This is a genomic window from Gammaproteobacteria bacterium, from assembly GCA_016199745.1.
Lineage (GTDB): Bacteria > Pseudomonadota > Gammaproteobacteria > Acidiferrobacterales > Sulfurifustaceae > JACQFZ01.
Genome location: JACQFZ010000057.1, coordinates 68,228 through 93,899, shown reverse-complemented (window position 1 = coordinate 93,899; position 25,672 = coordinate 68,228). Strand labels below are relative to the sequence as shown.

The following is a 25,672-nucleotide window of genomic DNA, read 5'->3' as shown; positions in this document are numbered from 1 at the left end:
ATTGTCGTACAGTGAAAACATGAAGCTCAAGTTTACAAAAATGGAAGGCGCGGGTAACGACTTTGTCGTCATCGACAGTGTCACGGATCGCGTGGCATTGACGCCGGCGCAGGTCCGGCAGCTGTCTGACCGTCATTTCGGTGTGGGTTGCGATCAAGTACTGGTAGTCGAGCCAGCCGACGCGAACGGTGCCGATTTTCGTTATCGCATCTTCAATGCCGACGGCGGTGAGGTCGAGCAATGTGGCAACGGCGCGCGCTGCTTCGTCCAGTTCGTGCGCCAGAAGGGTTTGACGAGCAAGGACGAGATTGCCGTCGACACACTCGGTGGTCGGATTTATCCACGCGTTCAGCCGGACGGACAGTACGCCGTGCAGATGGCGGTACCGCGATTTGCGCCGAATGACATTCCCTTCATCGCTGAAGCCCGTGCACTCGTCTATGATTTAGAAGTGGACCGTGAGCAGATCACGGTGAGCGCGATATCGATGGGCAATCCCCATGCCGTGCAAATCGTCGCTGATGTCGAGCGCGCGCCGGTAACGACACTTGGGCCGCGCATCGAACGACATCCGCGTTTTCCGCGGGGCGTGAATGCCGGTTTCATGCAGATCCTCGATCGTCGGCGTATCCGCCTGCGTGTCTGGGAACGAGGAGCGGGCGAAACGCTGGCTTGCGGCAGCGGCGCCTGTGCCGCGGTCGTGGCGGGACGTCAGCAAGGCTTGTTGGATGAACAGGTCGAGGTGCAATTGCCCGGCGGAACACTGGCAGTCGTCTGGGCCGGTGAGGGTAAGCCGGTGTGGCTGGCCGGACCGGCCCGTACCGTATATGAGGGAACGATCGAGCTAGCGGATCGCTGAAATCTTTCATCGGCAATAGCAATAAATAATTATTGAGGTACGCCATGACGCAGAAAGTATCGAGCGGCGAACAAGATAAAGAGTTGTCGTGGGAGGAAGCCGTTTCCCGTTACCTCGACGATCATCCCGATTTTTTCCAACGGCATGCCGACGTGCTTGCCAAGCTGAATCTGCGGCACGAGGTCGGCGACGGCACGGCCTCATTGATCGAGCGGCAAGTGAGGGTGCTGCGCGAGCAGAACGAGACGTCGCAGCGGCAATTACGTGAGTTGGTCAGCGTTGCCCGCGAGAACGACGTGCTCGCCGAGCGGCTGCATCGGTTCGCCTTGGCCATGGCCGACAGCGCCTCGCTCGACGATGTATTCGACAACGCTTACGAAATGCTGCGGCGTGAGTTCAAGATCGACGTGGTCGCGGTGCTATGTCAGGGCGAAGCGGAGCCGGCGTTTGCGCGCACGGAATTCGTCGGCGACGATCCGCGACTGAAAAGTTTGTTGCGCGAGTACGGCGTCGGTAAGCCGGTGTGCGGTTCGCGCTTCGACGAAGATTTGTTGAAGTATTTATTCAAGCAGCAGGCCGCCGAGCTGCGCTCGGCCGCTCTTATCACGTTGGGCAAACAGCGTCCGCTCGGCATTTTGGCGCTCGGCAGCCATGACGCTCGTCGTTTTCATTCCGGCATGGGTACGGTGTATCTCGCCAAACTCGGCGACATCTTGATGCACAGCATCGCCCGCGTTACGCCGGTGCCCTAAATCAGGCAACCGTGACCGCTTCGCCGTCGACTCCTCTTAGCGAATCCATCGAGCAGTTTCGGCGTTATCTCGCCGCCGAGCGCGGCATGTCACCGCTGACGGTGGTCAATTACCACCGTGACCTCGAGCGTTTGCGCGATTTTTGCCAACGCCGCGGCTTTGCTGATTGGCAGATACTGACGCCGCAACACATGCGTACCTATGTCAGCGAGCTGCATCAGTCGGGGCTTTCGGGACGCAGTATTCGTCGGTTGTTGTCGGCGGCGCGGTCGTTTTATCGCTATTTACTGCGTGAAGGCCGCGTAACGCGTAACCCGGCCGTCGGTGTGGCGGCGCCGAAGTCGCCGCGGCGGTTGCCGAAAAGCTTGAGCCCCGATCAGGCGACCTGTTTAGTCGAAATTACCGCCACCGACGTAAACGCCAAGCGCGATCGTGCGCTCTTGGAATTGCTGTACTCCTCCGGATTGCGCTTAGCAGAAATCGCCGCGCTTAATATCGATAACTTCCAGGGTGATGGCACCGTGCGCGTCACCGGCAAGGGCGGTAAGACGCGGGTGATTCCGGTCGGCGCACCGGCGGCAGCGGCGTTGCGCGAGTGGTTGGTGCAACGTGCCACACGGGTCGCGCCGGACGAGACCGCGGTATTTCTCGGGCGCAGCGGCCAGCGTATTTCTCATAGTACCGTGCAGCGCGTCGTCGGCCAGCGCGGTCGCCAACAAGGGCTGACGCAACCGGTGCATCCGCACATGTTGCGTCATTCGTTCGCCAGCCACGTGTTGGAGTCCAGCGGCGATTTACGCGCGGTGCAGGAACTGCTCGGCCATGCGAGCATTTCAACCACGCAGATTTATACCCACCTCGACTTTCAGCACCTCGCCAAGGTCTACGACCAAGCGCACCCGCGAGCGCGCAAACGCAAGACCGGTTCGCGCTAATGAGCGCAACGCGTTACTACAGCTTGCGGCGGTTGTCGCCTTATCAAGGCACCGTTCAAGTTGCCGAGTGCACCGGTTTCCGAGCGATGAGCGCCGACGGCTTGCGCTGGCGCGTGCAATTTCTCAATCAACGCACGCGCCTGTCGAGTTACGGCGTGTGGCGTGCCGACGGCCACGGCAGTTTGATCGAGACCGAACGCACACAACCGATCGTGAGGGTGTTGCGCGAGCGGCCGCCGTTACCGTTTCCGCTCGCCGATCAGCTCGAGCTGTGGCTGCTCGATGCGCATGAGCAACTGCCGCTGGCACTGCTCGCCAGCACGCTATCCGGCCGCACACCGCCGACCGTTACCGTCGCTCGTTGGCGGGCAACGCTCAGCGGTGACGACGGCTTCCAGGCGCCGAGCTTCATCGCCGATGCTGGACCGGTGTCGCACATTTCTCATGGCGCCGTGCTCGATCGTTGTATCCAGCACGCCGCCGGACCGCAACCGCAGGCACAATGGTTCGAACGCGCCGCCGACGGCAGCGCCATCGGCGTCTCGACGTCCGGTCTCGATACGACGCTCAGCGGCCGTCGCTTGGAGCGCGCCTGGTTTCCGGAATTACTGGTGCGTGAACATTGGGAGAACGAGCAAGAGCGCCAGCTCGTGCGCGATTACCACGAATGGCATGCCGCTAATTTACTGACGCATACCAACCTCAGCCGTCTGACACGACAAATGCTCGAGCAGGCCGCGTGTCGTCAATCGGCCAAGCTGTTTCGTGTGCGGCATCTCTTGCCGGAAGTGGTGAACGAGGAACTATTACGCATTGCGTTGGTGGAGGCGGTAATTCGGCAGTCGGCGTAGCGGCGGCAAATACACAGCCGGCGTGCGGATTTGTCGCCGCGCGCTCGTCGTAGAATGCGACGATAAGGAGACACACCATGCCGATAACCACGGATGCTGTTATCAACATGACATTTTTCTACTGGATGCGCGACGATTCACGCGACGCTATGCGCACGCAGATCTTTCTCGCACGGCAATTGCAACGACTGGAACGGTTGACGGCGATCGTTCCCGGTTGGCCGTCCGTGCCAACGGTTATGCGCGGCCCGAACGGGCCTACCGATTTAAATCTCTAAGGTCGGAATGGCGGGTATTTCTGACGCTGCGATTCAGCGATTAGCGGTAAAGGTGGGCCCGTGACCACGGCAAATTGTTAATGCGGCTGCAGGCAAACATTACCTGAAAAAGTTGCAGCGAACTGGTCGTAAATGCAGCGATCGAACCGTCGAACATAGCCTCGATGCGCGCCGCATTTTTTTCGAAGCGCATCAACCAATGCCGTAGTGTGATCGCGTAATGCAGTCGAAGATTTTTGACGTCCAACACCGAGAAGGCATGGCGCTCGAAGATCGGCATCATTTCACGCAGCGTCGGCGGGTAGGCGCCGGGGAAAATGCGCTTTTCAATCCATTCGTTCATAAGTTCCGGTTGGTTGCGACCGATGGTGTGGATCAGTCCGCGACCTTCCGCCGTTAGTGCGCGATGCAGTACTTCGCCCAAATCGTTGAATTGTTCGCGGCCGACATGCTCCAACATGCCGATGGAAACGAACACATCGTGCTCGCCGCTGATGTTGCGGTAGTCGTCTTCGACGTATTCGATTTGCTGGGCAAGACCCTCGGTCTTGGCGCGTTCGCGGGCATACGCGACCTGCTCGTGCGAGATATTGAACGCTTGTATCCGCACACCGTAGTGGCGGGCCATATAGCGCGTCAGACCACCCCAACCGCAACCGGCTTCGACCACGCGATCGCCGGGTTTAAGACCGACCTTCCGACAAACGTGCTCCAGTTTCGCCAACTGGGCCTGTTCCAACGTCATGGTCGGATTGGGGAAGTAAGCACAGGTGTATTGCATCTCCTTATCGAGCCAGAGCTCGTAGAAAGAGTTGCCGATATCGTAATGATGCTGGATATGCTCGCCGAGCCGGCGAGCGAGTTCGCCCGCGGTCGCCGTTGCACGGCGATGTAGAGCTTTTTGAGCCAATCGTGATTGTTGGCATCGTTTTGGCCGTGATACGCCGCTTCGAGAAATTGAATTAGGTCGCCGTCAACTTCGATGCGGCCGACACTGTAGAGGTCACCGAAATGCAGCGCTGGATTGCGTAGCAGTTGATAGAAGGCGGAACGATCGTGAATGAGTGCTTTGCCGATGGTGGATCGCGGCTGCGCGCGTATTTCGTCGCCGTTCCACAATACGATGCTGATCGGGGGTGAGCCTAGCGACTCGAGCACCTTGCGTGCCAGCCAACGATCGAGGGTAGAAGCGTTCCGATCGCTGCGGTCTGCGGACTGATCACCCGTCGTCGGAAGGTCGAGGGTGGCGGCTTTTTCTTTGCTCATAGTGTGACTATGGAGCAAAGATCGCGACACCTGCATGCTAGCATGGCGCCGCGGACCGGCAACAGTTGAATGGCCCTATGGCTATTTGTTAAACCCTGGCAGGTCAGCAATGGCGCGCTAGACTTCGAGCACGGCGTATCTAGACATAGGTCATGGCATTGTGACGGTCTTACTGAGACATTATTCTTCCGCGAGCGCACCGCGCCCCGCGTGCCGCAAAAAAAAGTCTTTTGCTACGGAGTTTCGATGAACCTTAAGTTCGACACGAAGAGCATTGTGCAAATTCTCCTGCTCGTAGTACTGCTCGTCGGTGGTATCGGCGTGTGGTTATCACAGCGAGAGGGAGGTTTGAGTTTTCTTGGCGGCGATTCCGCTGAACATGAAACCCCGGTTGCCGTCGCCCCGAAGCCGACCATGGCCACGGACCCGCTGCCGACGATTCCGGCGCAACCGGCTAACGGTCAGATCCAAAGCGTCGGCTTCACCGTCGACGCCGCCGAGATCGAGGGTGGGGTCTTAACCCTACGCCAAGGGGTAGAGCCAGCCGATACCCAGGTGAAATTATTTCTGCGGACTAAGCCGTGGGAAGTCCCGGCCGGCCGCAGCTTTCAGCTGATCAATGCGAATGCACAAGATGCGCCGCTGATTCGCATCCGTTGGTACGAACCGGGGCAAAATGCGCCACGCCAGCGTGAGTTTAAAGAGAAGTACACGCTGCGTTTGGAACTCGGTCCGGAGCGAAACCGCAAGGTCGACGGTAAGATTTATTTGACCTTGCCTGATGAAAACAAGAGTCAGGTGGCCGGTACTTTTACGGCGGACGTACGTGGCTTCCGCTTAGTCGATGGCAAGCCAGACCTCACCAGCGATTCGGTCGACACATTGCAATATCTGGCGTTGCGCGAATTGTTGCGTGATGACGCGGATAAGCCGATCAAAGATGTCACCTTCCGCCAGGCGCGCTATGCCGCCACGGGTGGTGTGCCGGCCTCCGGTTATCTGGAGCTCGATTACACGCTCGGTACAGAACCGCCGGCGACGCAGAAATTTCAGTTTGTCAAAGAAGACAATACGTGGCGCGTTGTCGGCAAACTGAATCCGGATCAACTCGATGAAGCTCACCCGCATCACGTACCAGGCCCGAAAGACGCGCCTGAGCGCGTGTTCCCCTATTTAGCGGCGAAGCGTATCGAGACCGATTTGCAGAAGCGTGCACCCGGCCGCTTAGTCAGCGCGACTGAATTCACCACCCGTTACAGCGACAAGCACAAAATTGGTGTGAGCGAGGTGAGCTACAAGGTCGGTGACGGACAGTTGGTACAGACAGCGTTCTTGTATCGAAAGGTAGACAACGGTTGGACCTTGGCACGCGAGCTAAATAAGAAAGAACGTGTCAATCTCGCCAGCGGTAAAGTTGAGACGCAACGATAGCCAGGCGCCGGGCGAGTGAGTGGGAGTAATCCCGTTCTTCCGATCGCAACGCCGAGTGTCGAAATAAAAAACCCCGCTTGCGCGGGGTTTAACTTCATAAATTGTATAAGCCCCTTTTAGATGGGCTTGACGAATGTGGCTTGCATCCCTTTTGGCCCCTTTTCGCTTTCGAACTCTACAGCCTGTCCCTCTGCGAGCTTGCGAAAGCCCGTGCCTTGGATTACCGAGTAGTGCACGAATACATCAGCGCTGCCGTCCTGCGGCGAGATGAATCCATACCCCTTTGCTTCGTTAAACCACTTAACGGTACCAGTGCGCATTAAAGCCTCAACCTCACTTGGTGGACGAGTCGTTGCGATGCTGCAATAAGCGGGAATTTCGCGTTGGGATGTTTGCCCTGCAAAACGCCAACCGATACAACACGGCAGCTCGGAGCTGCTATTTCAGTATATCCGACCGATTTTGGCTGTACAGAGAGTAGGGATTCGCAAAAATCGGCGGCCAAGTAGCGCCGCTCCTTACTATTTTTTTAAGGAGAACGCATGACACTTCCTTGGTATGTCACGGCACTGGCGGCGGCACTGGTATGGGGCGTGCATTACCCGTTGATTGATTATGCGTTGCAGCGACTATCGCTATTAACGGTATTGCTGTTGACGGCAGCGCCGATCGTATTGATCGCACCGTTTTTCTATCGGACCCTGGCATTGGATACCTCGGCTTGGCGCCAACTCCCGTGGACCGAACGCCTGCCGATTTTGGCGCTGATGCTAACCAGCCTCGTCGGCACCGTACTGCTGTATTTATCGATCAGCCATAAGAACGCGACGCTGGCAAGCCTTATCGAAATTTCATATCCGGTTTTCGTCGCGTTATTCGCGTTTCTATTGTTTCGGCAGGTACATTTCACAGCGTCGGTGGTCGTCGGCGCCTTATTAGTTTTTAGCGGGGTGGTACTGATTATCTGGCGTAACCCCTAATAGTCAGGTAGATATGTTGGCCGGTTTCGCTATTATCCAAAAACACGTAGACCGACTGGGAGGGCATAACAATGACCGAGCGCAATCCGTACATGCCGCCAACGGCGGTAGTCGAAGATCAGCAGCAGACGTTGAGCGATGGTACGTTCATTCCCGGTGGCCGCGGTCGTCCGGCAGGCAACGGTTGGCAGTGGATTGCAACTAGCTGGACGCTGTTCAAGCGCCAGCCCGGAATGTGGATTCTCGGTATCGTCCTCAGCTACGGCGCGCTTTTCTTAACATCGCTCATTCCGTTCGTGAACTTTGTCATGGGCGCAGTCTGGCCGATTTTTACCGCGGGTTTCGTGGCGATGGCGCATGCAGCTGCCCGCGGCGAGCGTTTTGGTTTGAGTGATCTATTCGCCGGCTTTCGGCATCGCGCCGGTGAGTTGTTCTTGGTTGGATTAATCTATCTGGCAATGGCGGCGATCGTTGTTATTGTTTTCGTCGTTATTTATGGCACCGTTTGGTTTGGTATCGTTACCGGCAAAACCCCGGACCCGGCTGTTATCGCCACCATGGGATTGGCGTTCCTCGTTTATATATTAATCATGATGGCGATCGGCATGGCGATCTCGTTTGCACCAGCGCTGGTGTACTTGCACGATGTATCGCCGCTGTCGGCCATAAAGATGAGTATCACCGCTAGCATGAAGAACATGTTACCCGGGCTCGTTTCCAGCCTGATCTTCATACCGATCCTGTTGCTTTCGATGATACCGCTGGGCCTCGGATTGTTTGTAACCGTGCCTTTGGCCATCATCACTTTCTACGCCGCTTATCGCGACATCTTCCTCGAAACCGCACCGGCCTAACGCTCGCTATATGCTCGATACGGTACGCGAAGTCTCCACACCGGAGCTCGTGGCGCTGCATTTGCGGCTCGCCGGCCCGGTCGCGCGAGCGTTGGCATGGCTTATCGATTTCTTGCTGCGCTTTGGCATCTTCGCCGCCACCGGCGGTGTGTTAGCGGCGTTCGGCAAATTCGGTTGGGGCATGTTCGTCATCATTATCTTCGCGCTCGAATGGTTCTATCCCGTGCTATTCGAGGTGCTCGGCAATGGCGCGACGCCGGGCAAGCGCGCGCTCGGGCTCGCCGTATGTAACGACGACGGCACGCCGATTCGCTGGGGGCCGTCGTTCACGCGCAATCTGTTGCGCACTGTCGATTTTCTACCGGTGGCGTATGGCATCGGCTTGTTGGCGATGTTCACCTCGTCCGAGTTTCGCCGCGTCGGCGATGTGCTCGCCGGCACCGTGGTTGTTTATCGCAGCACCTCGCGATCGACGACATTGCCGGCGGTTGCCCCGTTGGCACCATCGACACGACTGTCGCGCGATGCGCAGCGAGCAGTGCTTGCCTTTGCCGAGCGCGCACCCAAGCTGACATCGGCACGTGCCGAAGAGATCGCCGCACTCGCCCCGCAGCTCACCGACCAGGCGTCCGGTGCCGAGTCGGTGCAGCGGTTGTTAGGGTTGGCGAATTACATCGTCGGGCGGCGCGCGTGAGGCAAGAACAATTCGAAGCGCTGTACGGCGAACGTTGGCAAGCGTTCGAGGATTGGCTGGCGCATCGTGAGTTGCCGCGGCGTAAGCGGCAGCAACAACCGGCGCCATTGCCGTCGGCCAGCGTGCCGCGCCACTACCGCGAGATCTGCCGCCACTTAGCACTGGCCCGTGCGCGCGACTACGGCACCGCCTTGGTCGCGCGTCTGCACCGGCTGGCGGTCGCCGGGCACGACGTACTGTATGGCGCCGCTTCCGGGTTTTGGACGCGTGCCCTGGCGTATCTCGGCGGCGGATTCGCCGCCGACGTGCGCGTGCTCAAGACGTTCGTGCTGGTGAGCGCCTTGCTGTTGACCGTGCCGTATGCCGCCATCGGTATTGCCACTCGCCTCGATCCGGATTTCGCTTATCTCGTGCTGCCGCCCGAACGCGTCTGGGAGTTCGAGGAAATGTACAGTACCAACACCGAGCACCTTGGCCGCACGCGTGATGCCGGCACCGACGTGCAAATGTTCGGCTTTTATATTTACAACAACATCGGCATCGCCTTCCGTTGTTATGCCGGCGGCGCGCTCGCTGGTCTCGGCTCGGCGGCCGCGCTGCTGTCCAACGGCGTGTTCATGGGCGCGGCCGAGGGACGTATCGTCGCCAAAGGCTATGGCGAGAATTTTTACTCGTTCGTCGTCGGTCACTCCGCCTTCGAATTGTTCGCCATCGTGTTGTCCGGCGCCTGCGGTCTACGGCTCGGTTGGGCATTGATCGCCCCCGGCCGACGGTCGCGCGCGCAGGCGCTGAAGCAGGCGGCCCACGCCACCGCCGGCGTCATGGCCGGTGCCGCTGTCATGCTATTGATCGCCGCCGGCATCGAGGCGTTCTGGTCGCCGATCCGGTTCGCGCCGGCAATCAAGTACAGCGTCGGTATCGGGTTGATATCGGCAGTGGCAGCGTACTTCCTCTTTGCCGGACGCACTCATGCAGATCGATAAACTCGCCGTCGAGTTGCGGCCGCGTTCCACCTGGGAGGCAATCGATCTCGGCGTGCGGATGGTGCAAGCGTGGGCGCGGCCGTTGTATCGCGCTTGGTTGTCGGTTTTTTTGCCGGCGGCGGTGTTGATTGGCGTCGGCATCGGTTATGGCCTGGAATCGCCGACGATAGCGGCACTGGTCATTTGGCTGTTCAAACCGTTGTTCGACAGCGTCGCGTTGCACGTGCTCGGGAGCGCCGTCTTCGGCGAAATGCCAAGCGTGCGCGCCACCTGGCGTGCGGTACCGCGACGGCTGCTTCGCGCCGACATGTGGCGGTTGCTGGCGTTGCGTTTGCTGCCGTGGATCTGGTGGTTCAACACGCAGCGCTCGCTGTTGTTGCCGGTCATGCAGCTCGAAGGCATGCGCGGCAAGTCGGCGCGCGAGCGCCGGCGATTGCTCGCGCGGCAAGTCGGTGGTGCCGCCAGTTGGCTCACGATAACCATGATGCATTTCGAGATCGTGCTGCTGTTCGCGTTAATCGGCTTAGTGGCACTAATGTTGCCAGCATCGATCGCCGAGCAACTCGATTTCGAAACTTATCTTTTCAGCAACGAAGCAACGGCACAGCTCATTGCCGGCTTGCTGTTTACCTTTATTGGCGTGGCCACCACCGCGTTGCTCGAACCGTTCTACGTCGCTTGCGGTTTCGCGCTCTACTTGAGCCGCCGGACCGATCTCGAAGCGTGGGACGTCGAGTTGGCGTTCCGGCGCGTGCGCGATGCCGGCGCGGCATCGGCGCGGGCGGCAACGCTGGTGGTCGCGCTCGCATTAACGATCATCGCCGGTTCGATGACGCCGACCGCCGAGGCAGCGGCTCCGCCGACCGCGCCCGCCACATTGGCCGACGCGCCCGAGCGCGCTCGCGAAAAAATCGGCGAGGTGTACCAACGCCCAGAGTTCGGCAGCGAGCGCAGCAAGTGGCGTTGGAAATATATCGGCCCTAAACCCGAGGCGAGCAACGACAAGAATTGGATTGAGCGTGTGCTGCGTTCGATCGGTAAGGCAATAGTTCTTATCGGTAAATGGATCGCTACCGTCGGCCGCATGGTCGCGTGGCTGACGCTCGCCGGATTGCTGTTGGTGCTGACATGGGCGCTGTATCACCAGTGGCAACGACGCACCGGTGCCGCGGCGACAACACCGCCGCCGCCGGCTGAAGTCGCCGGTTTCGATATTCGACCGGAATCGCTGCCGACCGATATTGCCGCTGCCGCGCTCAAGCTCGCGCGTTCACGGCAAGCGCGGGCATGTTTGAGCCTGCTCTATCGGGCGACGTTGTCGGCATTGGCGCATCGCGAGCGCGTGGATTTTCTGCGCGGTGATACCGAGGGCGATTGCCTGCGGCGTGTACGCGCCACGGTACCGCCGCGTTACGGATTTTTTTCGCAGCTGACGACCGCTTGGCAAGAAGTGGCCTATGCCTGTCATGAACCCTCGCTCGAGCGTTTGGAGGCGCTGTGCCAGCAATGGCCGGAACATTTCGCGTATCAATCTTGAAGCGGGTCCTGCTCTGGGGGTTGCCGATCGCGCTGTTGATCGGCACGGCGCTGTGGTATGTCGGCGCCTACTACGAACGCGTGGAAGAGAAAGAGCGCGTCGGGATGACCGGCGAGGCGCGGAAGAATCCGTATCACGCCGCGCAACTGTTGTTCGAGGGGCTTGGCTTTCAGGTCGAGCGGGTGACCGATACGCGTCGGCTGTTGAACCTGCCGCCGCGGGCGACGCTGCTGCTGCCCGCACCGGCGGCGTTTGATGAGGCGCAGGCGCGCCGCTTAGCGGCCTGGGTCGAAGCGGGTGGGCATATTATTTTGTTGGCCGATGACGATCGCTTGAGTGCGCTGCTCGGTGTGCGCAGCGTCGGCTATCGCGCGCCGCCTAAAGATGAGAGCGCGACCGTCGGCGTTGCTTTCGGCGATCGCCGATTAACGATCGATCTCGGTAGCACCGGGCTGCTCGCCACCGAGCAGCCGGTAATAGACGAGGTGTCGGTCGCGGACGGCGAATTTACCTGGTACACCGAGCAGTCGCCGCGGCACCGCACGAACACGGACGCCAGCGACGATGACGACGATGACGACGATGAGAAAAACACCGCCGACGATACCGTCGAACGTCTGGATCGCGTCGATCAACCCAAGGAAGGTTTTGCCTTGCTCGGTATCGAGTTCGGCCGCGGCCGGGTGACGGCGCTCGGCAGCGTTGACCTATTCAGTAATAAGTTTCTCGCTGATCACGACAACGCCGAATTCCTCGTTCGACTCGCCATGCTTCACGGCACCGAGCCGATTTTTATTGCGCCGCGTCCGGAATTTCCCAATCTCATCGCTTGGCTGTTCGAGCGTGCTTGGCCGGTGTTCATCGCTGCCGCGGTGTTGTTGTTCGCGTGGTTGTGGCGCGCGTCGCCACGCTTCGGTCCGATCGAACGCGAGCCGGCGCCGGTGCGTCCGGGGTTGCGCGAACATCTAGCTGCGGTCGGCGAGTTTCACGCGCAAGATCGCGACTACGAGCCGTTGCTCGCGCCGCTGCGCGAAGACTGCCGGCGGGCGTTGCAATTGCATGCCGCGCGCGAGGGTTATGCCGGCCGGCCGATTGCGTTGGCGCAGCGTTTGACCGGCATCGATGCCGCCGAGATCGAGCACGTGCTGAGCGCCGGCGCCAGCGATCGTTCGGCTTTTTTGCGCATTGCCGCTACGCTCGCGCATATTCGTGACGCGTTAATTTCGTCTCGTTCCACTCAACAACTATCGAGTCCACACTCATGAACGCTCCGATTACATTTCCCCAGGGAGTCGAACTCGTGCGTCGCCTGCGCACCGAGGTCGCCAAGGTATTCGTCGGTCAGGAGGCGATCGTCGAGCAAGCGCTAAGCGCGTTGCTCATCGGCGGTCATGTCCTGCTCGAAGGCGTACCCGGTCTCGGCAAGACCTTGCTGGTCAAGGCGCTCGCCAAAACCGTCGGCGGTCGTTTTGCGCGCATTCAGTTCACGCCGGATCTGATGCCGGCCGACATCACCGGCCATGCCATGTTCGACGCCGCCAGCAGCCAGTTCGTGATTCGGCGCGGGCCGTTGTTCGCCAATCTGGTATTGGCCGACGAAATCAATCGCGCACCGGCGAAAACACAGGCGGCGTTGCTCGAAGTGATGCAAGAGCGGCAAGTGACGATCGAAGGCACGCTGCACGAGTTGGCGTCGCCGTTCCTGGTGTTGGCGACGCAAAACCCGATCGAGCAGGAAGGCACCTATGCGTTGCCGGAAGCGCAGCTCGATCGCTTTCTGCTCAAGGTGTACATCGACTATCCGAGTATCGAGCACGAGCGCCAGCTGGTGCGGCATGTTACCGAAGGCCGCGTCGGCGATCGGTTGGAAGTCGATGCTGTGGCGCAGGTATTGGCGCCGGAGCAAGTGGCGGCGTTGCAGCAATTGACGGCGAGCTTGCGGGTCGACGAGACGGTCACCGATTACGCCGTACGCCTGGCGCGGGCGACGCGGTCGTGGCCCGGCATCGCCATCGGCGCCGGCCCGCGCGGCGGCATCGCCCTCGTGCGTGCAGCCCGCGGGGTCGCGCTGCTCGCCGGCCGCGAGTTCGTCACGCCGGACGACATCAAGGTGATCGCCAAACCGGCGTTGCGCCATCGCGTGCTACTGGCGCCGGAGGCGGAGATCGAGGGTCTGACGGTCGACACTCTACTCGGTAATCTGTTGGCACAGGTCGACGCACCGCGCGCATGATTTTCCCGGCGCGCGCATTGTTGGCGTGGCTGGCGGCCTGGCTCGCGCTGGCGCTGGCAGTGTCGTTGTTGCCGGGTTACACCGCGGCGTGGTTCGTTGCCGGTGCCGTGCTTGCTGTGGTCGCGCTGGTCGATGCCGTGCTCGTTCGCTGGTTACCGTTGCCGACCGCGCAACGTCATGTGACCGATTCGCTGCCGCTCGCGGTGTGGAGCGGCGTCGAGCTGCAACTCAGTAGCGCGCGCTGGCTGCGCGCGGTCGAGCTCTACGACCACGCGCCGGCCGATTGCGAAACCACCGGCTTACCGGCGCGGTTCGATCTTCAGCGCAATGCCATTCGCCAGCTGCGCTATCGCCTGCGACCGATCGCACGCGGCGATCATAGTTTCGGTCCAATCGAGTTGCGCGTGCCGTCGCCGCTGCGTTTGTGGCGCCGGCGCGCGCGCCTGCCGGCCGCGCACACGGTATGCGTCTATCCCAACTTCGCCGCGCTCACGCGCCGTGCGCTGCTGGCCGCCGACGCGCATACACCGGCCAGCGGCATTCTCAAGCGCCGTCGTCGCGGCGAGGGCATCGACTTCGAGCAGCTGCGCGAATATCGCCAAGGCGACAGCTTGCGCCAAATCGATTGGAAGGCGACGCGCCGCATCGGCAAGTTGATCTCGCGCGAGTACCAAGACGAGCGCGATCAGCGCATCGTGTTGTTGGTCGACTGCGGCCGACGCATGGGCGCACGCGATGGTCAACTATCGCACTTCGATCACGCGCTCGATTCGGTGTTGTTGCTTGGCTATGTCGGCCTACGCCAGGGCGATGCCGTCGGCTTGATGACGCTCGGCGGCCACGACCGTTATCTTGCGCCGCACAAATCGCGGGCGATGGTCAGCCGTATCTTGCACACCGTTTACGATCTACAGCCGACGCTGACCGTGACCGACTTCGAAGCCGCCGCGGCATCGTTGGTGCAACGATTGCGGCGTCGTGCGTTGGTGGTGATCTTCACTAATTTACGCGACGAAGACGACGCGAGCTTGATCAGCGCCGTGCAATTGTTGGCGCCGCGGCATCTGGTGTTGGTCGCGAGTTTGCGCGAGCAGGTACTCGATGAAACCCAGCGCATGCCGGTCGAGACCGCACGTGATGGGGCCTTACGCGCCGCCGCCGTTGAATATCGTCGACTGCGCGATGTCACGGCGGCACGCCTTCGACAAGCCGGCGTGATGTGCCTCGACGTACCGCCGCACGAGCTGGCGATCGCAACGGTGAATCGTTATCTCGCGATTAAGGCGGAAGGGCGATTGTAGATGGACGGTTATGATCGCGACCGTGGTTGGCACTAAGGCCGGCGTATCTCATCGGGGCTGGCGATCTGGTAAGTCATTTCGTCCAAATCGACATAGCTCGAAACGTCATGGTTTAAAAGCTCCAATCGCTCGACCGCGGCCCGTACTCCTCCTTGGGCCGCTCGCTCATAGTGTTGCGCTGCGAGTTTCTCGTCGGGTTTACCCGCCGCCGGAAATTGATAGAGATGACCAAGGTAGAATTCCGCCAAGGCATCGCCTTGCGCGGCTGCCCGTTGCAACAGCTCGACCATGCGTCGGTGGCTCTCCGCGGTGGACGGCTGATGGTCTTTGAGAATGGTAAGGGCCAACCGCACTTGAGCGACCGGATCGCCGCGAGCCGCGGCGTCTTCGTAAAACGCGCGAAAATCTTGTCCGGCCGCTTCGCGGGAGAGCAGGCCGCGTTCGACCAGCGAGCCGAGCGCGGTAATGCTCTTGGCGCTGCCAGCCGTAGCGGCAATCCGCAAATGAGAGATGGCCTGTTCTTCTTCACCGGCAAGACCCAGCAGGCGACCTAAGTAAAAATGCAGATCGAGATCATTATCGACTGTTGTTAACAGCGTGCGGCAGGCGTCGATTTGGCGCAGGATCGCCCGGCCGTAGACGACGTTCAGGTAGGCGTCTGTCGGATCCCGCGGAAAGGCGAGCGCGGGCGGGTTCGGTGGTACCGATCGGCAAAGCGTTAGCAGCTCCGTTGTCGATGCGGAGGCGCGCATCGACAACGCGGTTAACGTCAGCAGGCTAACTAATACGGCCTGTCTTCCTGGGCGTCGCATCAGCTAGTACTCCGTCAGATAAGTTTTTCCGCATGCCACCGTGCGTAAACCCCTCGCCCTCCGGGAGAGGGAAAGGGGTGAGGGACGGCGTGGCTACGATCACCGATGTTTTCCCTCACCCCAGCCCTCTCCCGGAGGGCGAGGGGGTCAGTTCGTGCCGTCGTCATCGGGAAAAACTTATCTGACGGAGTACTAGCTTGCCCGTAGGCGCGCCGCTTGTGTTCGAGCCACTGCTGGCATTTCTCGGCGAAGCTCACGTAAGGTTGTTCTCGGGTTAGCTTGTCGTGAATGCTCACAAGATCGGCGATTATCTCGGCATAACTATCTTGCAGCTCGCGGCCGTGATTGTCGGTGAACTCTTCGTTTACCTGGTACTCGATTTGTTCCATGACAATAGTGCCGAGCTCTCGATCACGCGACACCGAACTGCCTCGCGGCATGGGCTCGTACTTCTTCCGATCTGCACGGAAGTTTTGCCATTCTTCAAGAGCGCGATCGAATTGCGTATGCTGCCAACGCATGCGGTTTACCGCTCTTTTTTCGACCTCAGCCGTTGTCGCTGCCGTTGCGCGCGTCGTCTCGATGAACTCGTCGAGTTCTTTGCGTCGGGTGGCGGAAAAGATACCTACGCATGACCATTCTAACTGCCAGTCCTCAATGGTCTCGCGACCCATCCAGTCCTTTGCCCTGTCAAAATGTAGACGAGCAATCTCCGCTTTTATCGTTAAGTCGTAGATATCGTGTTGCGCGCGTTGCAAAACCTGGGGCCCAAGCGCCATATTTTCGTCGGCACGCTCCGGCGCGAGCATAAGTGCGACGACGGCGGCGCAGATTAAAGCGATGGTCCACTTTAAGACGCGGCGCGGCTTACTAATGTTGTTGAAACGGCTCATGCGAGCAGCTTCCACTGCCAAAGAATGATCTAAGCTCGATCAGCTGGCTGCTTCTTCTCATTCGGATTTTTCCCCCAACCGGATTTTTTGGATTATAAAAAAAATGATTCCTCCCAAAGATCCTAATAACGCCACTACCCCCGCGTCTCCAACAATGTTCTTCCACCCTTCCATAGTTATCTTGCCGTTCATTACCAGTACGTCACCACCAGCTTCAAAAGCGCCAAAACCACCGTAGGAGCACGCTGAATATGCGATTGAGAGCAAGAATAAAATGACGAACGGAATAACCGTGGAAGAATAAATATTGAATTTACGAGTACGCACCAGAATCAAAAACGAAGGGAGCATCAACGCGATAGTGAGCCCGTAAGCAACAACGATCGTAAGCAGAAACAAGAACAACGACGTTTCCTGACCCCACGACAAATACACATAGACAATGCTTGGAATGATAGGCGCAAGCATAAAAGCAACGGGTGTACGGTAGAGAATCGACATATTAGTTACCGTGTCCGATAAAGCAGGTTTGCGCGATATCGGATGTGGCTGTTAACTACGCCGTTCCACAAAGTTCTAGCAAGATCTTTATTCAATCTCGGCATGGCGCCGATTCCTTCGCCAACGGTTCGTATAAAGATGTGATCATTCCTCCGAAAAACGGTTCGTTTTACGTAGCCGGGGAATAACCTATGCGTTGAATCTGTGTAGTTTGCAACTGCTAGCCCATCGTCTGATACAAAATGGATAATTGGACCCAAGTCATCGAATTCAGCGTTTTTATATCCTAGACTTGCGAACCTAGACTTGCGAATCCATGCAGTCCGTCTTTTACAGGGATAGTATTTGAAAACGTTCCGGGCGCTGGATGCATTCTATTGAATGTAGCCACTTGTTCGAGAGTGCATTTTTTATCAACTGCGCATATGACACCTTCGAAATCATAGAAATGGTAGTTTGGATGACTACGATCGTACAACCGCTCGTCTTTCCATAAACGCTTGGGTCTTATAGCGTCATTCAGCAATTGCATAAATCCCCCTGTAGTGCACGTTGGTTATTTATAACGATTTCGGCACGAGGCAAGCGAAGAAAAGGCAGGCAACGGACGGCGAGTACGGCTTCATTAGAACACTCCCTATTCTTGTTTGTATTTCCTAAGCCGGCAATTCGAGCAAACAAAAAGCGTTCGGTCAAGGGACTATCAGCAGTTGCAATCCCTTTGCTACAGATAGAAATGCAGATAAGTCATCATGCAGCGTCACAATGACGCGATGCTAATTTCGACAAGGCGGTGCGGGGGTAAGTACTGCAGTCCCCTCTCTATCCCGAGAGGGGACTCAATCAAAGTTTTTACTCGTGCTCGTGGCCGTGTTCGTCGTGGTGATGACCGCCCGCACCATGCACATGTCCGTGCGCCAGTTCTTCTTTCGTGGCCGGACGGACTTCGACAACTTCAACGTCGAAGTGTAGCGTCTTGCCGGCGAGCGGATGGTTGCCGTCGAGGACGGCGCCGGTGTCGGTCAGTTTGACGACGGCGAAGGAGACCGGTCCTTGCGGACCTTCAGCGTACACGCGTGCGCCTTCTTCCAGCTTCATGTCGGTCGGGAAGTGTTCGCGCGGTGCTTCGAAAATCAGTTCGTCGTTCTTCTCGCCGTAACCATCGGCGGCCGCGACCGATACTTTCGATTTGTGGCCGACGGTTGTACCCTCGAGCGCTTTTTCCAGGCCGGGGATAATGTTGCCGTGACCATGGAGATACGCCAACGGTTCGTTGCCGCTGGAACTGTCGAGCACCTCGCCGCTGTCGTCTTTCAGGGTGTAATGGAGACTTACCACCATGTCGCGGGCGGTTTTCATGAGAAGGGGATCCTATAGGGAATGGATGGAGCGGCTACTATAACGCGCCGTCCGCCACTGTGCATCCCAGCCGGGAAGATTGGTTTTGCCGCTTTATATCGTCGGTTGGGAGCTCTGTGAGGTGGTTGCGCGCAACCCTCACCCGAAGGGGGATATGTCCGCGGTGGCGTGACGGTGCGTTAGGATGGTCGCATGATTAAACGCATACGCATTTCGACATCGTCGCCGGGCCTGCATGAATTTACCGGGGCTGTGCGACAAGCTGTACGGGAATCGGAAGCCAACCAGGGGGTATGTACGTTATTTGTTTGCCATACCTCGGCCAGTCTACTCATCCAAGAGAATGCCGATCCGTCGGCCAAGCACGACCTGGAGCGTTGGTTGAATCGTCTGGTGCCGGAAGACGACGCGCTCTACACGCATCGCGCCGAGGGCCCGGACGACATGCCGGCGCATGTTAAAGCGGCGCTGACCGCGACATCATTGTCGATTCCAATCGACGCCGGCCGCTTGGTGCTGGGGACCTGGCAAGGAATTTATCTTTGGGAACACCGGCACCGCGGCGGTATGCGCGAGGTTGTCTTGCATATTCGCGAGTGACTACGGGGTGCCGAAGAATCCGGAAATATCTTCCAAGCGTCCGTCGGCTGCGCTGCGGGCGAAGTTGACAAGCAAGCGCTGGTTGCTGGCGCTTGCTTGTGGTGCAATCTTTCTATGGCAGCAGTTCGACACCCTTGGCCGAGAACAGTAGCGCGAGCGCGAATGGTGCAGGAGCAGTTGCGTGACCAAGTTGTGGTGCGCGATCGGTTACCGCCGGTGCGTTGGGTGGCAGGGGTTGATGTTGGTTTCGAGGATGACGGCCGAGTGACGCGCGCCGCCGTCGCCGTCCTTTCTTATCCCGAGCTGGTGTTGCATGAACAGGCGGTCGCACGCCGGGTAACGCGTTTTCCCTATGTTCCCGGTTATCTGAGCTTTCGCGAGATTCCGGCGGTGCTAGCGGCGCTGCAGCGGTTGCGTACGTTGCCCGATCTACTGGTGTGCGACGGCCAGGGCTACGCGCATCCACGCCGAATCGGCCTTGCCTCGCACCTGGGTATCGTTACCGACATCCCCAGCATCGGCGCCGCCAAGTCGTTGTTAATCGGCACGCACGACCCGGTGCCGCAACGTCGCGGCAGTTGGCGCCCGCTCGTCGATAAAGCCGAACTCATCGGCGCCGCATTGCGCACGCGCGTCGGTGTACGGCCGATGTATGTGTCGATCGGCCATCGCATCAGCTTGGAAACGGCGATCGGCTATGTGTTGCAACTAACGCCGCGCTACCGATTGCCGGAGACCACGCGCCACGCGCATCGGCTGGCGTCAGGTTAAAAGCCATTTTGCTTTGTTGAAACTCTGTAACAACTTCCCCTCTCCTGTGGGGGGAGAGGGGTTTTACTCCCTTCTCCCACCGGGAGAAGGGGCGGGGATGAGGGAAAGGCGATTCGCATTCGATATTTTTGAGATAGCTTCTAGTTATTACCGGCGAGCGCAAATGGTCCGAGCAGTCGCCACATCGAAGGATCACCGTCCGGTGCGCACACGGTCAATGTGTCCGCCGAAAATGCGATATCGAATTCGCGGCTGTATCTATCGAGAATTTTTTCTTTTTCGTCGATCGAAAGTTTTCCGTACACCAAGCTCAAGTGCGGCATGAAGTCGTCGTCGACCGGTCGCGCGAATACGTATTCGGCCGCCAGCCGGTGGGCATCGAGTAGGGGTGCGTTGCGGTCGGCGTATACGAACAAGCAACGGAAATAGTGCTCGGTATAACCGGCGTGCGTTAGCTGAATCGGGATGGCCTGTAGTTGCGATGCTAGGGCGGTTGTGCGGGCAATGACGTCGGCTTCGGTGCCGTCGCCGCTGGCCAATGTGAGGTGCGGCTCGAAGCGCGGCGTTCCAAATTGCCGGCTTAGCTCGTCGATAATCGCGGCGAACCGTTGCCGCACGGCTAGTGGCGGCATGAGCCAGAGCGAAAATCGTCGAGTCTGTGCCATGGGGTTTTTAATGGGATATCCCTGCAACTTGCAAAGTGGCTCGTGTCATTCTAAAACGATGACGACGTTTGCGAGAGTGTAGTTATGAAAGATCCGCGATCTTTCCCGCCGATACCTGATGCTAAGCCGTTAACCCGCACGGTGCATAAAGGCCGCGGCGCGGCTAGCAATACCGATGGGCGTTTCGAGTCGCACCGGCATGAAGCTGATGACGACGGTTGGGGCGCGCTCGACGAAGCGGTGGCGCGGCCGGCAACGACCGTGCAAGTCGATGCGGCGCGCAGCGTTATCTCGCGCAACGATTCGCCGGATGTTCCGTTCGACCAATCGATCAATCCTTACCGCGGCTGCGAGCACGGCTGCGTTTATTGTTTCGCGCGGCCGTCGCACTCGTATTTAGGGTTGTCGCCCGGCCTCGATTTCGAAACGCGTCTGTTTGCCAAGCCCGACGCGGCAGCGCGGCTGATCGATGAGTTGCGCGCGCCGAGTTATCGGCCGAGCCCGATCGCGCTCGGCATTAACACCGACGCGTATCAGCCGGTCGAGCGCCGTCTGCGAATCACGCGCTCGATTTTAGAAGTGCTGGCGGCGTGCGATCATCCGCTCACTATCGTCACTAAGTCGGCGTTGGTCGAGCGCGATCTCGATCTGCTGGCGCCGATGGCGAAGAAAAATTTGGTGCAAGTGTTTTTCAGTATTACCACGTTGAAACACGAACTCGCGCGCAAGCTTGAGCCGCGTACGACCGCGCCGCAACGCCGGTTACAAGCGTTACAGACATTAAGCGCCGCCGGTGTGCCGACCGGCGTGTTAGTCGCGCCGGTGATTCCGGTGTTGACCGACGGCGAAATGGAATCGATTCTCGAAGCCGCCCATACCGCCGGCGCCGGTCATGCCGGTTATGTGCTGTTGCGGTTGCCGCACGAGGTAAAGGATTTGTTCAAGGAGTGGCTAGTGCTGCATGCGCCGCTCAGTGCAGAACACGTCATGGCGCGGGTTCGCGAAGCGCGTGCTGGCAAGGAATACGATTCGACCTTCGGCTCGCGCATGACCGGCCACGGCGAGTACGCGCAAATGCTGGGTCACCGATTTCGTTTAGCGTGTCGTCGCTTGGGGTTAAACGCGCGTGATCACGTCGATCTCGATACGACGCGCTTTCGCGCACCGATGGCGGCGGGTGATCAGCTCGCGCTTTTTTAAGCGGCGATCTAGCGATCGCGGAAAGAGGCTTGCGGTTGCTGGCCGAAGAATTGTTTCACGTCTGGCAACGGCAGATAAAGCGTCGGATTGATGCCGTATATGCCTGGCTCGAGCACTCGCTCGATTTCGCACGGTCGTCCGTCGGCGGTCTTGTGTTGCATCAGGTCGATCGTGACGGGTACCGGATAAGGCGCGTAATTGGCATTGAGTACCACCGTGACGCGCGGCTTTAAGCGGCGTACGCGGTTCATGGTGACAACGACGGCGATCTCGCCGGTACTGAGCTCGACCACGCTACCGATCGGGTAGATGCCCATGCATTGAATGAACTGCTCGACCAGCCGCGGATGGAAATCGCGGCCGCGCCACTCGTACATTTTTTTCAAAGCAGCGTGCGCCGACATACCATCGTGATAGGCGCGGTCGCTGGTGATAGCGTCGTAACAGTCGACGATACCGCCGATCATGCCGAAGAACCCGATCTGCTCGCCTTTGAGGCCTTGGATATAGCCGCCGCCGCTGTAGCGTTCATGATGACAACGCGCCACTTCGATGGCGGTGCGTGGGATGCCTGACGTTTTCTCCAGTATTTCCACGCCGCGCGGGACATGGCTGCGCATTACCTGGAACTCTTGGTCGGTGAGCACGCCCGGCTTATTTAGTATTTCGTTCGGCACGGCCATTTTGCCGATATCGTGCAACAGTGCGCCGATGCCCAGAATCTGTAAGCCGTCGCGGTCGAGGCCGAGATGGCGACCGAAGGCGAGGGCCAAGACGCACACGCGCAAGCTGTGCAGCGCCGTGTATTCGTCTTTCTTCTTTAGCTGGCTGAAGCAGGTGAGCGCATCCGGGTTGCGGATCACGCTCTCGGCCAGCTCACCGACGACACGTTTGGCGGCGGCGACGTCGATGCTTTTCCCTAGGCGCGCATCTTCCAAAACTTGGAAGATCATGGTGCGCGCTTGGACATGCTGCTCGCGGATCTCGTGGATCTCTTGTTCGAGCGTGGTTTGATCGTGGTAAACCGGCTCGGTGCGCGGTTGATTGATGATCTTAAGAATGTCGCGCGCAATCCGCTGCTCGGCCTCGGTGGGGGCGGCCGGCGGCGTTGGGATAGATTTGGCTACCGGACGGGGCGTCGGTGTGTAGTTGACGGTGTCGGGGATGTTGACGTAAACCCACTGACAATAGCGCCGCAGCTCCGCAATCTCTTCTTGAGAGCGGATCTCGAAGCCTTGGAACAGGAAAGGCGTTCCTAACCACGGCCGGTCGAGTTCGGCCACGTACATCCCGGGTTGTAAGGACTGAACGTCGATTTTTTTACGCACGTCAGCCTCTGGAGTTACTCGTCGCCCTGTGCGGGGGTGCGAGCGCTAGTTTGAACATCGTTACTACGCTAAATAAATAGCTATAAATCATTATACCGGCAAATGAATTTATCCGATGCCGCCAGTCGGCATTTTCCTGGCGATGTAAGGTTAAGCGTAGTCGAATAACCGACGCGACCAAAGGGGTCACTGATGCTAGAGGCGGGTGCTAATCTCAGCTTCTGCTTGAACTTTAGCGCGTAACAGGTCTTCCACGATGTGGTTCCAGGGGGCGCGTCGGTCGGAAATCGTGGCCGAGAGATCGCGCGAAAATTTGTGGTAAGTATCCATTTCTTCTGACTTCGCCAACCGCACGGCGTTTTCCAAGAACGGAATCAATCCCTCGATTTTTTGTAGTTTTTCCCGCTTTAGGCGCAAGTCGCGGTCTTCATCTTTGGCTTGGAAATAGGCATCGTTGTTTTCGAGCATGGTTTTAAGCGCCTGTTTCAGTTTTTCGTAATCCAGGCGCAGCATGCCGTGCGCATGTTGGTAGAGCTTAAATAGATGTAGAAAAACCTCTTTCAGCGCAAAAACGCCCGGATGGCGCGGTAGTGCGTTGGTAAAACGTACGAAAATATCGTCCTCGGGCTTAATAACAGCCGTTCGATCGCGCGCGCTGGGGTTCATCGCCGTTTGACACATCGCCTGGATCGTTTGCAGGCGATTTTCCGAGTCTTGCTCGGCATTGCGCGCATTGCGTGTCGTGGTTTTCAGGTTGGCTTCGGCCTCGGTAAAGTTAAAGGCCGAGGTCAACTCGACTTTGATTTTCTTTTCCACTTCGCCTTCGCCCTGACCGAGATCGCCGGCGAGCCGCTGCCGTAGGCGTTCGCGGGACTCTTGGGCGATTTGATAAATGCTTTGCGCGCGCGATTCTTGTTCGCGGGTCATGAGGAAGGCCGCCAGACCGCGCGAGAACTCACCAATTTTATGGATGAACGCCTGCGAAAACGACAGGAATGGCCCGACAAAGTCCTCGTTCGCCTCGGCGCTTACCGGCGATTGCTGAAGCTGCGCCCGCAACGCCAGGACCCGCTCTTCAATGGTATGCACGCACTTCGAAACACCACCCAGCGTGCCCGAGATGTTGGTAAAGGCATGGTGAATATTACGTGTGGCCCGAAGAACGGCGATCAACTTGCGCAGCATGGTTTCTTCGCCGCTGGTCCGCAGGAATAGCGCCTGTAGGCTTTTCCGGGATTCTTCCAGTTGATCGGGGGGTAATAGATTGTTTTCCTCGATGTAAAGAATCGTAGTCAACGAGATCAGCGCGTCACGCTCGCGCGGGGCGATAAAATGGTTGCGATTGAGTGTCATCCGGCGTCACCCGTTCCTGCAAGGAATGCGATGCTTCCGCGGTACTTCGTATTCATGCTAGCGTAGTCGAAGCGTAGTCGAGGGAGGCCAGACATGCAGGGTAGCGGCGATGGCAAATTCCACCATGTAGGCCCGGAGCGCCGGTTAACCGCGCGGCGGCAGATTCCGGACCGGCGGGCGGCTATACGTTGGGGTGGCACGGACCGGCGTAGTCATCGTATCGATGCCGATCGGCGGCGACTCAGCAGTTACAGCAATATCGTCAGCCCTTGAACTTGCTCCCCCGGACCCCCATCTAACAATACGGTTTTTCCCACGATTCGCGGAGAGTCATTCATCCATGAAGCGCATTTTGCTGTTTATCGCCACTAACCTGGCCATTGTGTTCGTGCTCAGTATCACGCTGCACTTGCTTGGCGTGGACCGTATTTTGGACGAGTCCGGGAAGGGACTTAATTTCAATGCCCTGCTCATTTTCGCCGCCGTATTTGGTTTCGGCGGGGCCTTTATTTCGCTGGCCATATCGAAGTGGATGGCGAAGCGCATGACCGGCGCCGAAGTTATCGAACAGCCGCGCAATCAACTCGAATCGTGGCTAGTCGAGACGGTGCGCCGGCAGGCGCGCACTGCCGGCATCGGAATGCCGGAAGTCGCTATTTACCGCTCGCCCGATATTAATGCCTTTGCCACCGGCATGAATCGCAATAAAGCGTTAGTCGCTGTCAGCAGCGGCCTATTGCAATCGATGGACCGCGACGAAGCCGAAGCGGTCCTGGGTCATGAGATCAGCCACGTTGCTAACGGCGATATGGTGACGTTGGCGCTGATTCAGGGTGTCGTGAATACCTTCGTTATTTTCATCGCGCGCGTGATCGGCCATGCGGTCGATCGCGTTGTCTTTAAGAATGAAGAAGGGCACGGCCCAGCGTTCATGATTACGACGATCGTCGCCGAGCTGCTGCTAGGAATTCTCGCCAGCATCATCGTCATGTGGTTCAGCCGTCGTCGTGAGTTCCGTGCCGATTTTGGCGGCGCCAAGTTGGCTGGGCGCGAGAAGATGATTGCGGCGTTGGAACGGTTGCGCGCCGCGCATACGCCGTCGCAGTTGCCGGATCAGATGGCGGCGTTTGGCATCAACAGCGGGGTGGCGCAGGGCATCAAGAAGTTGTTTACGTCACATCCGCCGCTCGAAGATCGGATCGCCGCGCTGAAAGCGATTCACTAAATTAAAAGATA

General features: G+C 58.6%; 28 protein-coding genes. 19 read left to right on the top strand and 9 right to left on the bottom strand.

What is annotated here, in order from left to right; translation table 11 throughout:
- Positions 1-19 precede the first annotated feature (19 nt).
- The 5 genes from dapF to HY308_15860 all read left to right on the top strand — a co-directional run bounded on the left by dapF (position 20) and on the right by HY308_15860 (position 3,675).
- Positions 20-859 carry a diaminopimelate epimerase gene (dapF, locus tag HY308_15880; GenBank protein MBI3899756.1) on the top strand — a complete coding sequence of 280 codons (840 nt, stop codon included), beginning with the start codon at positions 20-22 and terminating at the stop codon, positions 857-859.
- Positions 860-903: 44 nt separating this feature from the next.
- Positions 904-1,611 (top strand): DUF484 family protein, encoded by a 708-nt coding sequence (locus HY308_15875; protein MBI3899755.1) that lies wholly within the window; start codon positions 904-906, stop codon positions 1,609-1,611.
- 47 nt (positions 1,612-1,658) lie between these two features.
- Positions 1,659-2,546, top strand: coding sequence for a tyrosine recombinase XerC (gene xerC / locus HY308_15870; GenBank protein ID MBI3899754.1), 888 nt, complete (start codon positions 1,659-1,661; stop codon positions 2,544-2,546).
- Positions 2,546-3,397 carry a hypothetical protein gene (locus HY308_15865; protein MBI3899753.1) on the top strand — a complete coding sequence of 284 codons (852 nt, stop codon included), beginning with the start codon at positions 2,546-2,548 and terminating at the stop codon, positions 3,395-3,397. Before xerC ends, HY308_15865 begins: the two co-directional genes overlap by 1 nt.
- A gap of 77 nt (positions 3,398-3,474) precedes the next feature.
- Positions 3,475-3,675, top strand: coding sequence for a hypothetical protein (locus tag HY308_15860; GenBank protein MBI3899752.1), 201 nt, complete (start codon positions 3,475-3,477; stop codon positions 3,673-3,675).
- Between the two features lie 40 nt (positions 3,676-3,715).
- Here HY308_15860 and HY308_15855 read toward each other — a convergent pair whose 3' ends face one another.
- Complete coding sequence (locus HY308_15855) at positions 3,716-4,633, bottom strand: class I SAM-dependent methyltransferase (protein ID MBI3899751.1); 918 nt, start codon at positions 4,631-4,633, stop codon at positions 3,716-3,718.
- A 554-nt stretch (positions 4,634-5,187) separates the two neighbouring features.
- On the opposite strand from HY308_15855, the gene HY308_15850 reads away from it, so the two are divergent.
- Complete coding sequence (locus HY308_15850) at positions 5,188-6,372, top strand: hypothetical protein (protein MBI3899750.1); 1,185 nt, start codon at positions 5,188-5,190, stop codon at positions 6,370-6,372.
- Positions 6,373-6,488: 116 nt separating this feature from the next.
- On the opposite strand, the gene HY308_15845 is transcribed toward HY308_15850, so the two are convergent.
- Positions 6,489-6,692 (bottom strand): cold-shock protein, encoded by a 204-nt coding sequence (locus HY308_15845; GenBank protein ID MBI3899749.1) that lies wholly within the window; start codon positions 6,690-6,692, stop codon positions 6,489-6,491.
- 222 nt (positions 6,693-6,914) lie between these two features.
- Here HY308_15845 and HY308_15840 point away from each other — a divergent pair, with 222 nt between their 5' ends.
- From HY308_15840 to HY308_15805, 8 genes are all read left to right on the top strand, one after another.
- On the top strand, positions 6,915-7,352 hold the full coding sequence (locus tag HY308_15840) for a DMT family transporter (GenBank protein ID MBI3899748.1): 438 nt from the start codon (positions 6,915-6,917) through the stop codon (positions 7,350-7,352).
- A 71-nt stretch (positions 7,353-7,423) separates the two neighbouring features.
- A complete protein-coding gene (locus tag HY308_15835; GenBank protein MBI3899747.1) occupies positions 7,424-8,206 on the top strand; it encodes a hypothetical protein in 783 nt (260 codons plus the stop codon).
- 10 nt (positions 8,207-8,216) lie between these two features.
- Entirely contained in the window at positions 8,217-8,900 is a 684-nt protein-coding gene (locus HY308_15830; protein ID MBI3899746.1) for an RDD family protein, read from the top strand.
- Positions 8,897-9,883, top strand: a complete 987-nt coding sequence (locus HY308_15825) for a stage II sporulation protein M (protein ID MBI3899745.1) — start codon at positions 8,897-8,899, stop codon at positions 9,881-9,883. Before HY308_15830 ends, HY308_15825 begins: the two co-directional genes overlap by 4 nt.
- A complete protein-coding gene (locus HY308_15820) occupies positions 9,870-11,420 on the top strand; it encodes a DUF4129 domain-containing protein (GenBank protein ID MBI3899744.1) in 1,551 nt (516 codons plus the stop codon). The genes HY308_15825 and HY308_15820 overlap by 14 nt, the downstream gene beginning before the upstream one ends.
- On the top strand, positions 11,390-12,685 hold the full coding sequence (locus HY308_15815) for a DUF4350 domain-containing protein (protein ID MBI3899743.1): 1,296 nt from the start codon (positions 11,390-11,392) through the stop codon (positions 12,683-12,685). The genes HY308_15820 and HY308_15815 overlap by 31 nt, the downstream gene beginning before the upstream one ends.
- Complete coding sequence (locus HY308_15810) at positions 12,682-13,653, top strand: MoxR family ATPase (GenBank protein ID MBI3899742.1); 972 nt, start codon at positions 12,682-12,684, stop codon at positions 13,651-13,653. Before HY308_15815 ends, HY308_15810 begins: the two co-directional genes overlap by 4 nt.
- Positions 13,650-14,954: a DUF58 domain-containing protein gene (locus tag HY308_15805; protein MBI3899741.1), complete on the top strand. Its 1,305-nt coding sequence runs from the start codon at positions 13,650-13,652 to the stop codon at positions 14,952-14,954. The genes HY308_15810 and HY308_15805 overlap by 4 nt, the downstream gene beginning before the upstream one ends.
- Before the next feature lie 32 nt (positions 14,955-14,986).
- On the opposite strand, the gene HY308_15800 is transcribed toward HY308_15805, so the two are convergent.
- From HY308_15800 to HY308_15785, 4 genes are all read right to left on the bottom strand, one after another.
- Positions 14,987-15,766, bottom strand: coding sequence for a sel1 repeat family protein (locus HY308_15800; GenBank protein MBI3899740.1), 780 nt, complete (start codon positions 15,764-15,766; stop codon positions 14,987-14,989).
- A 14-nt stretch (positions 15,767-15,780) separates the two neighbouring features.
- Positions 15,781-16,659: a hypothetical protein gene (locus HY308_15795; GenBank protein ID MBI3899739.1), complete on the bottom strand. Its 879-nt coding sequence runs from the start codon at positions 16,657-16,659 to the stop codon at positions 15,781-15,783.
- Between the two features lie 57 nt (positions 16,660-16,716).
- Positions 16,717-17,160, bottom strand: coding sequence for a hypothetical protein (locus HY308_15790; protein MBI3899738.1), 444 nt, complete (start codon positions 17,158-17,160; stop codon positions 16,717-16,719).
- Positions 17,161-18,012: 852 nt separating this feature from the next.
- Positions 18,013-18,519: a peptidylprolyl isomerase gene (locus HY308_15785; protein ID MBI3899737.1), complete on the bottom strand. Its 507-nt coding sequence runs from the start codon at positions 18,517-18,519 to the stop codon at positions 18,013-18,015.
- A gap of 192 nt (positions 18,520-18,711) precedes the next feature.
- Between HY308_15785 and HY308_15780 the strand changes: the two genes are divergently transcribed.
- Both HY308_15780 and nfi read left to right on the top strand, forming a co-directional pair.
- Positions 18,712-19,119: a YjbQ family protein gene (locus HY308_15780; protein MBI3899736.1), complete on the top strand. Its 408-nt coding sequence runs from the start codon at positions 18,712-18,714 to the stop codon at positions 19,117-19,119.
- A gap of 114 nt (positions 19,120-19,233) precedes the next feature.
- Positions 19,234-19,890, top strand: coding sequence for a deoxyribonuclease V (gene nfi / locus HY308_15775; protein MBI3899735.1), 657 nt, complete (start codon positions 19,234-19,236; stop codon positions 19,888-19,890).
- A 140-nt stretch (positions 19,891-20,030) separates the two neighbouring features.
- Here nfi and HY308_15770 read toward each other — a convergent pair whose 3' ends face one another.
- Positions 20,031-20,522 carry a 2'-5' RNA ligase family protein gene (locus tag HY308_15770; GenBank protein ID MBI3899734.1) on the bottom strand — a complete coding sequence of 164 codons (492 nt, stop codon included), beginning with the start codon at positions 20,520-20,522 and terminating at the stop codon, positions 20,031-20,033.
- A 117-nt stretch (positions 20,523-20,639) separates the two neighbouring features.
- Between HY308_15770 and HY308_15765 the strand changes: the two genes are divergently transcribed.
- A complete protein-coding gene (locus HY308_15765; GenBank protein ID MBI3899733.1) occupies positions 20,640-21,755 on the top strand; it encodes a PA0069 family radical SAM protein in 1,116 nt (371 codons plus the stop codon).
- 8 nt (positions 21,756-21,763) lie between these two features.
- On the opposite strand, the gene HY308_15760 is transcribed toward HY308_15765, so the two are convergent.
- Both HY308_15760 and HY308_15755 read right to left on the bottom strand, forming a co-directional pair.
- On the bottom strand, positions 21,764-23,083 hold the full coding sequence (locus HY308_15760) for an HD-GYP domain-containing protein (protein MBI3899732.1): 1,320 nt from the start codon (positions 23,081-23,083) through the stop codon (positions 21,764-21,766).
- 195 nt (positions 23,084-23,278) lie between these two features.
- Positions 23,279-24,436 carry a hypothetical protein gene (locus HY308_15755; GenBank protein MBI3899731.1) on the bottom strand — a complete coding sequence of 386 codons (1,158 nt, stop codon included), beginning with the start codon at positions 24,434-24,436 and terminating at the stop codon, positions 23,279-23,281.
- A gap of 93 nt (positions 24,437-24,529) precedes the next feature.
- On the opposite strand from HY308_15755, the gene HY308_15750 reads away from it, so the two are divergent.
- Both HY308_15750 and htpX read left to right on the top strand, forming a co-directional pair.
- On the top strand, positions 24,530-24,709 hold the full coding sequence (locus HY308_15750; GenBank protein ID MBI3899730.1) for a hypothetical protein: 180 nt from the start codon (positions 24,530-24,532) through the stop codon (positions 24,707-24,709).
- 67 nt (positions 24,710-24,776) lie between these two features.
- The gene (htpX, locus tag HY308_15745; GenBank protein ID MBI3899729.1) at positions 24,777-25,661 is read left to right on the top strand and encodes a protease HtpX; all 885 of its coding nucleotides are present in this window, start codon (positions 24,777-24,779) and stop codon (positions 25,659-25,661) included.
- The last annotated feature ends 11 nt before the right edge of the window (positions 25,662-25,672 follow it).

What these genes read in the sequence shown, in the direction of transcription:
- HY308_15770 (MBI3899734.1), bottom strand. Translation starts at nt 20,522, where the DNA reads ATGCCGCCACTAGCCGTGCGGCAACGGTTCGCCGCGATTATCGACGAG.
- HY308_15780 (MBI3899736.1), top strand. Translation starts at nt 18,712, where the DNA reads ATGATTAAACGCATACGCATTTCGACATCGTCGCCGGGCCTGCATGAA.
- dapF (MBI3899756.1), top strand. Translation starts at nt 20, where the DNA reads ATGAAGCTCAAGTTTACAAAAATGGAAGGCGCGGGTAACGACTTTGTC.
- nfi (MBI3899735.1), top strand. Translation starts at nt 19,234, where the DNA reads ATGGCAGCAGTTCGACACCCTTGGCCGAGAACAGTAGCGCGAGCGCGA.
- HY308_15815 (MBI3899743.1), top strand. Translation starts at nt 11,390, where the DNA reads ATGGCCGGAACATTTCGCGTATCAATCTTGAAGCGGGTCCTGCTCTGG.
- HY308_15755 (MBI3899731.1), bottom strand. Translation starts at nt 24,436, where the DNA reads ATGACACTCAATCGCAACCATTTTATCGCCCCGCGCGAGCGTGACGCG.
- HY308_15785 (MBI3899737.1), bottom strand. Translation starts at nt 18,519, where the DNA reads ATGAAAACCGCCCGCGACATGGTGGTAAGTCTCCATTACACCCTGAAA.
- HY308_15765 (MBI3899733.1), top strand. Translation starts at nt 20,640, where the DNA reads ATGAAAGATCCGCGATCTTTCCCGCCGATACCTGATGCTAAGCCGTTA.
- HY308_15795 (MBI3899739.1), bottom strand. Translation starts at nt 16,659, where the DNA reads ATGAGCCGTTTCAACAACATTAGTAAGCCGCGCCGCGTCTTAAAGTGG.
- HY308_15835 (MBI3899747.1), top strand. Translation starts at nt 7,424, where the DNA reads ATGACCGAGCGCAATCCGTACATGCCGCCAACGGCGGTAGTCGAAGAT.
- HY308_15860 (MBI3899752.1), top strand. Translation starts at nt 3,475, where the DNA reads ATGCCGATAACCACGGATGCTGTTATCAACATGACATTTTTCTACTGG.
- HY308_15800 (MBI3899740.1), bottom strand. Translation starts at nt 15,766, where the DNA reads ATGCGACGCCCAGGAAGACAGGCCGTATTAGTTAGCCTGCTGACGTTA.
- HY308_15810 (MBI3899742.1), top strand. Translation starts at nt 12,682, where the DNA reads ATGAACGCTCCGATTACATTTCCCCAGGGAGTCGAACTCGTGCGTCGC.
- HY308_15820 (MBI3899744.1), top strand. Translation starts at nt 9,870, where the DNA reads ATGCAGATCGATAAACTCGCCGTCGAGTTGCGGCCGCGTTCCACCTGG.
- htpX (MBI3899729.1), top strand. Translation starts at nt 24,777, where the DNA reads ATGAAGCGCATTTTGCTGTTTATCGCCACTAACCTGGCCATTGTGTTC.
- HY308_15865 (MBI3899753.1), top strand. Translation starts at nt 2,546, where the DNA reads ATGAGCGCAACGCGTTACTACAGCTTGCGGCGGTTGTCGCCTTATCAA.
- HY308_15850 (MBI3899750.1), top strand. Translation starts at nt 5,188, where the DNA reads ATGAACCTTAAGTTCGACACGAAGAGCATTGTGCAAATTCTCCTGCTC.
- HY308_15845 (MBI3899749.1), bottom strand. Translation starts at nt 6,692, where the DNA reads ATGCGCACTGGTACCGTTAAGTGGTTTAACGAAGCAAAGGGGTATGGA.
- HY308_15875 (MBI3899755.1), top strand. Translation starts at nt 904, where the DNA reads ATGACGCAGAAAGTATCGAGCGGCGAACAAGATAAAGAGTTGTCGTGG.
- HY308_15805 (MBI3899741.1), top strand. Translation starts at nt 13,650, where the DNA reads ATGATTTTCCCGGCGCGCGCATTGTTGGCGTGGCTGGCGGCCTGGCTC.
- HY308_15830 (MBI3899746.1), top strand. Translation starts at nt 8,217, where the DNA reads ATGCTCGATACGGTACGCGAAGTCTCCACACCGGAGCTCGTGGCGCTG.
- HY308_15840 (MBI3899748.1), top strand. Translation starts at nt 6,915, where the DNA reads ATGACACTTCCTTGGTATGTCACGGCACTGGCGGCGGCACTGGTATGG.
- HY308_15750 (MBI3899730.1), top strand. Translation starts at nt 24,530, where the DNA reads ATGCAGGGTAGCGGCGATGGCAAATTCCACCATGTAGGCCCGGAGCGC.
- HY308_15790 (MBI3899738.1), bottom strand. Translation starts at nt 17,160, where the DNA reads ATGTCGATTCTCTACCGTACACCCGTTGCTTTTATGCTTGCGCCTATC.